This window comes from Streptomyces viridosporus (assembly GCF_002078235.1).
Lineage (GTDB): Bacteria > Actinomycetota > Actinomycetes > Streptomycetales > Streptomycetaceae > Streptomyces > Streptomyces viridosporus.
On the sequence record NZ_MSGP01000425.1, the window covers coordinates 1 to 279 of the forward strand.

General features: G+C 65.6%; 1 pseudogene. It reads left to right on the plus strand.

The window, feature by feature from the left end:
- Positions 1-279: pseudogene (locus tag B7L92_RS27620) on the plus strand (ABC transporter ATP-binding protein); the annotation flags it as partial.

A 279-nucleotide genomic window follows, 5' to 3' on the forward strand; every position in this document is an offset into this window, starting at 1 on the left:
AGCCGGGAGATCCCCGAGGAGGGCCTGGTCCTCGGCGGGTTCACGCTGCTGGAGCTCTCCCTGCCGATCATGGCGCTCGGCTTCACCTCGATGATGTTCGGCCTGATCATCTCCTCGCTGGTGAAGACCGCCGAGAAGACCATGCCGCTGCTGGTCATGTTCGCGATCATCCAGGTCGTCTTCACCGGCTGCCTCTTCACCCTGCACGGCTCGATGGGCGTCAACCAGTTCTCGTTCCTGATGCCGTCGCGCTGGGCGGTCGCCGCCTCCGGTGCCACG